The 6847-nt window shown below is 66.5% G+C and carries 8 protein-coding genes; 3 read left to right on the top strand and 5 right to left on the bottom strand.

Annotation, left to right across the window (positions count from 1 at the left end; genetic code table 11):
* Positions 1-353: 353 nt before the first annotated feature.
* Positions 354-1211 (top strand): cyclodehydratase, encoded by an 858-nt coding sequence (locus ACLP4W_RS27290; protein WP_442390492.1) that lies wholly within the window; start codon positions 354-356, stop codon positions 1209-1211.
* A 15-nt stretch (positions 1212-1226) separates the two neighbouring features.
* On the opposite strand, the gene ACLP4W_RS27285 is transcribed toward ACLP4W_RS27290, so the two are convergent.
* Positions 1227-1400, bottom strand: coding sequence for a hypothetical protein (locus tag ACLP4W_RS27285; RefSeq protein WP_442390491.1), 174 nt, complete (start codon positions 1398-1400; stop codon positions 1227-1229).
* A gap of 196 nt (positions 1401-1596) precedes the next feature.
* On the opposite strand from ACLP4W_RS27285, the gene ACLP4W_RS27280 reads away from it, so the two are divergent.
* Positions 1597-2940 carry a macrolide-binding ATPase MABP-1 gene (locus tag ACLP4W_RS27280; protein WP_442390493.1) on the top strand — a complete coding sequence of 448 codons (1344 nt, stop codon included), beginning with the start codon at positions 1597-1599 and terminating at the stop codon, positions 2938-2940.
* 6 nt (positions 2941-2946) lie between these two features.
* On the opposite strand, the gene ACLP4W_RS27275 is transcribed toward ACLP4W_RS27280, so the two are convergent.
* The 3 genes from ACLP4W_RS27275 to ACLP4W_RS27265 form a co-directional block, all read right to left on the bottom strand.
* Positions 2947-3225: a WhiB family transcriptional regulator gene (locus tag ACLP4W_RS27275; protein WP_442390490.1), complete on the bottom strand. Its 279-nt coding sequence runs from the start codon at positions 3223-3225 to the stop codon at positions 2947-2949.
* Positions 3226-3376: 151 nt separating this feature from the next.
* The gene (locus ACLP4W_RS27270) at positions 3377-3526 is read right to left on the bottom strand and encodes a hypothetical protein (protein ID WP_442390489.1); all 150 of its coding nucleotides are present in this window, start codon (positions 3524-3526) and stop codon (positions 3377-3379) included.
* Positions 3527-3651: 125 nt separating this feature from the next.
* Positions 3652-5766: an ATP-dependent DNA helicase UvrD2 gene (locus ACLP4W_RS27265; protein ID WP_442390488.1), complete on the bottom strand. Its 2115-nt coding sequence runs from the start codon at positions 5764-5766 to the stop codon at positions 3652-3654.
* A gap of 161 nt (positions 5767-5927) precedes the next feature.
* Between ACLP4W_RS27265 and mrx1 the strand changes: the two genes are divergently transcribed.
* A complete protein-coding gene (gene mrx1, locus ACLP4W_RS27260; RefSeq protein WP_442390487.1) occupies positions 5928-6182 on the top strand; it encodes a mycoredoxin Mrx1 in 255 nt (84 codons plus the stop codon).
* Positions 6183-6193: 11 nt separating this feature from the next.
* On the opposite strand, the gene nudC is transcribed toward mrx1, so the two are convergent.
* Positions 6194-6847 (bottom strand): NAD(+) diphosphatase (gene nudC, locus ACLP4W_RS27255; RefSeq protein WP_442390486.1); only part of this gene is annotated, 654 nt, incomplete at its 5' end.

Raw genomic sequence — 6847 nt, 5'->3', positions numbered from 1 at the left:
TGGGTGCGGCTCGGACCCAACCGGGCGATAGTCCGCGTAGGCCTTGAGATTCAGCGTCTCCTCGATGTGCTTTAAGCCCGCCCAGTACGCAGCCTCTATCGTGGTCCCCTGGGGCAACTCGAGCTTGAAGCTGTGCGTCTCCATAGCGCCAGACGATACGCCGCACTGCCTAGCTGCCCTGGTAATCACTAAGTGGAAATACCTAGAACCGAACGTGACCTCCAACGACAACTCCGCCGAACCGGGCAAGGCTGCGGCGTTAGCTGATCCCAGGAGCAAGGTGCCTACGCCGGCGGCGGTGCTGTGGATAACTGAGCGCGGTGTTCGCCGTCGGCGTGGCACAGTCTCAATCCATGTCGGCGGCCGTGCTTTCGCTGTATGCGCTGGATCCGGCGATGCCGGTGCTGCTGCGACCCGACGGCGCCGTTCAGGTCGGCTGGGATCCCCGACGCGCCGTTCTGGTCCGGCCGCCGTGCGGCCTGGCCGCCGCGGAGCTGGCCGCATTGCTGCGGTCCATGCGCTCACCGACACCGATATCCGCGTTGCAGCGCCAAGCCGTCAACCACGGGTTGAAGGACGCCGATGGCCTGACAAACCTCGTCGCAAAACTGGTGGACGCAGGAGTCGCGACCGAATGCCGGCAGTCTCGCGGCCGGGCGCCCTCGATCCGGGTGCACGGCCGCGGACCGCTGTCCGAGTTGCTCGTCGAGGCGTTGCGGTGCTCGGGGGCCCGCATCGCGCACAGCAGCCAACCGCACGCCGCCGTGTCGCACACCGCCGTGGATCTGGTGGTGCTGTCGGACTACCTGGTCGCCGACCCGCGCATGGTGCGCGATCTGCAAAGCCGGGGCGTGCCACACCTTCCGGTTCGAGTGCGAGACGGAATCGGCCTGGTGGGCCCTCTGGTCATTCCTGGAGTGACAAGCTGCCTTGGCTGCGCTGACCTGCACCGCAGCGACCGCGACACCGCGTGGCCGGCCATCGCCGCCCAGCTGCGAGACACCGTCGGGGTGGCCGACAGGGCCACCTTGCTGGCGACGGCGGCGCTGGCGCTCAGTCAAGTGAACCGGGTGATCGCGGCGGTGCGCGGGCGGGAGGCGGTGCCCGATCCCGCGCCGCCACCGGCGCTGAACGCCACCTTGGAGTTCGACCTCAACGCCGGCTCCATCGTCGCGCGTCAATGGACCAGGCATCCGTTGTGCTCCTGTTGACCCAGGCGTCGCTGTCTAGCCCAGTCGTCCCGGTTCCGGGACGTTCGTCGACACCGACGCGTACGCCCTGGCGAGCTCCTCCAGAACCTGCGCGGTCAAGGTGCCGTCGTTCCGGTTCTTGTCCAGCGTTGCGATGATCGCCCTGAACAGGGCGTCGGCGGCTTCGTGCTGCGTTTGCTTTGCTGACATGGCTTTTTCGGTACCACCCTTCGGATGCGCGTTTCGGTGAGTCGCAAAACTACAACCCGCACAGGACAACCTAGGGCTGGATGCCCGATGAGGCGACGGGTGTGCTGTCGCGCCCGGCTCCGGCCCTTGGCACGATGCGCACCACCAGCCCGGCAACCAGTTGTGGCCAGATCGACAACATGGCGTGGTGACCGTCATGGATGATGGATGCGTGGCAGACATCAAACGCGGCCGTGCTGCGCGCAACGCGAAGCTGGCGAGCATTCCGGTCGGCTTTGCCGGCCGGGCTGCGCTCGGCTTCGGTAAACGGCTGACCGGTAAGTCGAAGGACGAAGTCCAGGCCGAGTTGATGGAGAAAGCCGCCAACCAGCTGTTCACCGTCCTGGGCGAGCTCAAGGGCGGCGCGATGAAGGTGGGCCAGGCCTTATCGGTGATGGAAGCCGCCATTCCCGAGGAGTTCGGCGAACCCTACCGCGAGGCGCTGACCAAGCTGCAGAAGGACGCCCCGCCGCTGCCCGCCAACAAGGTGCATCGGGTGCTCGATGCACAGCTGGGCACCAAGTGGCGGGAGCGGTTCAGCGCGTTCGACGACACTCCGGTGGCGTCGGCCAGCATCGGCCAAGTTCACAAAGCGGTGTGGTCCGACGGCCGCGACGTGGCCGTCAAGATCCAGTACCCGGGAGCCGACGAGGCGCTACGCGCCGACCTCAAGACCATGCAACGGATGGTCAGCGTGTTCAAACAACTTTCCCCGGGCGCCGACGTCCAAGGCATCGTTGATGAACTGATCCAGCGCACCGAAATGGAACTCGACTACCGGCTGGAGGCCGACAACCAGCGCGCATTCGCCAAGGCGTACGAGGGCCACCAGAACTTCGCGGTACCGCACATCGTGGCCAGCGCGCCCAAGGTCGTGGTCCAGGAATGGATCGAGGGCTTGCACATGGCGGAAATCATTCGCCACGGAACCCCTGAGCAGCGCGATCTGATCGGCACCCGCCTGCTCGAACTCACCTTCGACGCGCCGCGCCGGCTGGGAATGCTGCACGGCGATGCCCACCCGGGAAACTTCATGCTGCTGCCCGATGGCCGGATGGGCGTCATCGACTTCGGTGCCGTCGCACCCCTGCCCGGCGGCTATCCCATCGAGCTCGGGATGACGATCCGATTGGCCCGCGACAAGAACTATGAGCTGCTGTTGCCGACGATGGAGAAGGCCGGTTTCATCCAGAAAGGCCAGCAGGTGTCGGTGCGCGACATCGATGAAATGCTGCGCCAGTACGTCGAGCCCATCAAGGTCGATGTCTTCCACTACACCCGTAAGTGGTTGCAGAGAATGACCGTCAGTCATATCGATCGGTCGGTGTCCCAAATCAAAACGGCTCGGCAAATGGACCTGCCGCCCAAGCTCGCTATCCCGATGCGTGTCATCGCGTCGGTGGCCGCGATCCTGTGCCAGTTGGATGCACACGTGCCGATCAAGGCGCTGTCAGAAGAGCTGATCCCCGGTTTCGCCGAGCCCGATACCGCGGTCGTCTAGCGGGGCCTAGGCAGCGACGGCGTCTTTCCGGCCTTTACGGGGACGTCCGCGCGGACGTTTGTGAGTCACGATCGAACCTCGCTCGAGGATCTCACCGCCCCACACGCCCCAGGGTTCGGCCCGTTCCAGCGCCGTCGCCAAACACTCGCGGCGGATCGGGCAACCCGCACACAGCGCCTTGGCACGCTCGAGATCGGCTGGGGCCTCGGCGAACCACAGGTCGGGCTCGTCGGCGTGGCACGGCAACTCCAGCAGCGTGGGTCTGGGAACTGGCAGTGCGGACATGTCCTGTTCACCTGCTTCCTGGTCTGGTGGCTGTCCTTCGCGGTGATCCGGACCAGGTAGGGAGGCTGTCGACCCATATAACTGTGGCCACGGATCCTTGTGACTTCGGGTCCGTGGCCATCTGGCGAAAACCGGGCTGGTTACGTAGCGCTTACGTATGACCCCGATGCACGGACGCGTCGGTCGCGGCGGCGACACGGTGCTTAACCGCTGCCGCCGGCGCGGCGGTGTGGGCGGCATGGGGGGTAACCGCGGTCAGCACCGCGACAGCCACGCCAGCACCCAACGCGTTGGTGATCATCGTGGCGACCCTCCCTTCGTCCTGCCTGCGCGCCCGTCAGCCTTCAGCCGACAGCGGAATGCGGTTTCGAGGGTAAATGGTAGCGACCGGTAGCCACAACCGATTTTCTGACCTGGACGTTTGCCTCAGCGGGCTTGCCTGACCAACTCGAGCACGTCCGGCCCGTACTGTTCCAGCTTGCGTGCGCCGATACCCGGAATCGCGATCAGGGCCGTTTCGTCGTCTGGCAGCAGCTCGGCGATCGCGATCAGTGTGTTGTCGGTGAACACGACATACGCCGGTACCTTCTGTTCCTTGGCGACGTCCAGCCGCCAAGCCTTCAGCCGCAGCAGCAACTCCTCGTCGATGTCGGCGGCACATGTTTCACATCGCCGCAGCATGATGGCTGCCGGGGTGGTCAGGTTGTTGTTGCAGATCCGGCAGCGGCTTGCGGCGCCGCGGTTGCGCCGCGATCTGCTCGGCGCCGGATCGGCACGCGTCTGTGGCGCGATGCCGTTGAGGAACCGCGACGGCTTGCGGCTCTGCCGTCCGCCTGGGCTTCTGGCTAGAGCCCAGCTGAGCGCCAAATGGACTCGGGCCCTGGTGATTCCGACGTAGAGCAACCGTCGCTCCTCCTCGACGGGCTCGCTCTCGGCGCCGTGCGCCAACGCGTGCGAGATGGGTAACGTGCCGTCGGCCAACCCGACCAGGAACACCGCATCCCACTCAAGCCCCTTGGCGGTGTGCAGTGAAGCCAGCGTGACGCCCCTTACCACCGGTGGGTGCCGCGCGTCGGCGCGCATCCGGAGCTCGGCCAGCAGCTCCGGAAGTTCCAGCTGCGGACGCTGCGCCACTTCGTCGTCGACGAGTTCGGCCAGCGCGGCCAGCGCCTCCCAACGCTCCCGCGCCCGCATGCCGGTCGGTTGCTCGGCCGTCAGCCCCAGCGGTTCCAGGACCGTGCGCACCACGTCGGGCAATGGGCCTTCTGCAGCCCCTCCGCCGCCACGCCCGGCCGCGCGTTGTAGCGCCAACAGCGCCTGCTTGATCTCCTGACGGTGGAAGAACCCCTCGCCGCCGCGAATCTGATAGGTGATACCGGCCTCGGTCAACGCCTCCTCGTAGACCTCGGACTGCGCATTGACCCGGTAGAGCACGGCGATCTCGGATGGCGGGGTGCCGGATTCGATCAGTCGCGTTATCGACGCCGCGACCGCGGCGGCCTCGGCGGTCTCATCGGGATGCTCATGAAACGACGGGGCCGGACCCGGCGCACGCTGGCCGGACAGCTGAAGCTTGCTGCCGGCCACCCGGCCGCGGGCCGCGGCGATCACCTGGTTGGCCAGCGACACCACTTGCGGGGTGGACCGATAGTCGCGTTCCAGGCGCACCACGGTGGCTTCCGCAAACCGCCGCGAGAACTCAAGCAGGAAACCGGGTGTGGCCCCGGTGAACGAGTAGATGGTCTGATTGGCGTCGCCGACAACGGTCAGGTCGTCTCGATCACCCAACCACGCCGACAGCACACGCTGCTGCAGCGGGGTGACGTCCTGGTACTCGTCGACGACAAAGCAGCGGTAGCGATCCCGGAACTCCTCGGCCACGGCGGCGTCGTTCTCGATCGCGGCCGCGGTGTGCAGCAGCAGGTCATCGAAGTCGAGCAGCGAGACCGACTCGTCGCGGACTTTGAGGGCCTCATAGGCGGAGTAGACGGCCGCGATCTGCGCGGCATCCAACGGGATGTCTCGGCCCGCAGCGGCGACGGCGGACGCGTACTCCTCGGGACCGATCAGCGACGCCTTGGCCCACTCGATCTCGCCGGCCAGGTCACGCACGTCATCGGTGCTGGTATTCATCCGGCAACGGTTGGCCGCCCTGGCCACGATGGCGAACTTGCTGTCCAGCAGCTGCCAGCCCGTGTCACCGACCACCCGCGGCCAGAAGTAGCGCAGCTGGCGGTGCGCTGCGGCGTGAAAGGTCAGGGCCTGCACCGCGCCGACACCGGAACCGTTGTGCGTGGCGGCATCGAGCGTCCGCAACCTGGCGCGCATCTCCCCCGCCGCGCGCTGGGTGAATGTGACCGCCAGCACCTGCCCCGCGGCGACATGGCCACTCGCGACCAGCTGGGCGATCCGGTGAGTGATGGTGCGGGTCTTGCCCGTTCCGGCGCCGGCAAGCACACAGACCGGTCCGCGCGGAGCCAGCACGGCTTCGCACTGCTCGTCGTCCAGCCCGGCGGTCAATGCGTCAGCGACCATCGGCATGGCGTCCATCTTGGCAGCGCTGGCCGACAAACCGTGCGTAGCGCCACGCCTTAATTGCCTTGCCCAGCGTGTCGCGTCGGCGAGTTGCTTCATTTTCCAGGGCCGCCCAGCGCCATCCCGGTGCGCGGAACGCACCGTCGCCGGGCTACGTTAGACGGGCTATGACCAATGCGCCGCTCACCGTTTACACGACGTCATGGTGTGGCTTCTGCCATCGGCTCATGACGGTGCTCAAGTCGAACGGGATCTCCTTCGACCAGGTCGATATCGAGCGGGATCCAGCGGCAGCGGAGTTCGTCGGCTCGGTCAACGGCGGCAACAGGACGGTCCCGACGGTGAAGTTTGCCGACGGGTCGACGCTGACCAACCCGAGTGCGGCCCAGGTCAAGGCGAAGCTGGCCGAAGTCGGCGGCTAAGACACGCCGCCTCAGACGACCGCAGCCCAGGATTCGATGATCACGCGCGCGATCGAAATCGATCCCGGCAGCAGCAGTTTCGACTCCGACGAGCTTGACCAGTCGCCGGCTTCGAGCGCCGCGCGAACCTCGTCGCGGGTGAACCAGGCCGCCTCGGCGATCTCACCGTCGTTGAACGAGAACTCCTCAGCCGGGTCGCCCAGAGCATGGAAGCCGACCATGAGGGAACGCGGGAACGGCCACGGCTGGCTGCCCAGGTAACGCACGTCGCGGACGGTCAGGCCGATTTCTTCGCGGATCTCTCGGGCGACGCACACTTCGAACGATTCACCGGCCTCGACGAAACCGGCCAGCAGGGAAAACATCCGCTCCGGCCACACCGCCTGGCGAGCCAGCACCGCCCGGTCGGCGCCGTCATGGACCAGACAGATCACCGCCGGGTCGATACGCGGGAACTCCTCATGACCATTGACCGGATTCACCCGCGACCAGCCCGCCCTGGCCGGTTTGGTCGGTGAGCCGTCGGCCGCGCTGAATCGTGCACTGTCATGCCAGTTCAGCAGCGCGACCGCCGACGAAACCAGTTGGCTGCTGGTGTCATCGATGATCGCGCCAAGACCGCGAAGGTTCACCACCTCGGCCTGCACGTCGGGATCCTCGGGTGC

This window comes from Mycobacterium sp. (genome assembly GCF_052145595.1).
Taxonomy (GTDB): Bacteria; Actinomycetota; Actinomycetes; order Mycobacteriales; family Mycobacteriaceae; genus Mycobacterium.
Note: the sequence above shows the minus strand (reverse complement) of the source record. Positions and strands in the feature narration are given on the sequence as shown.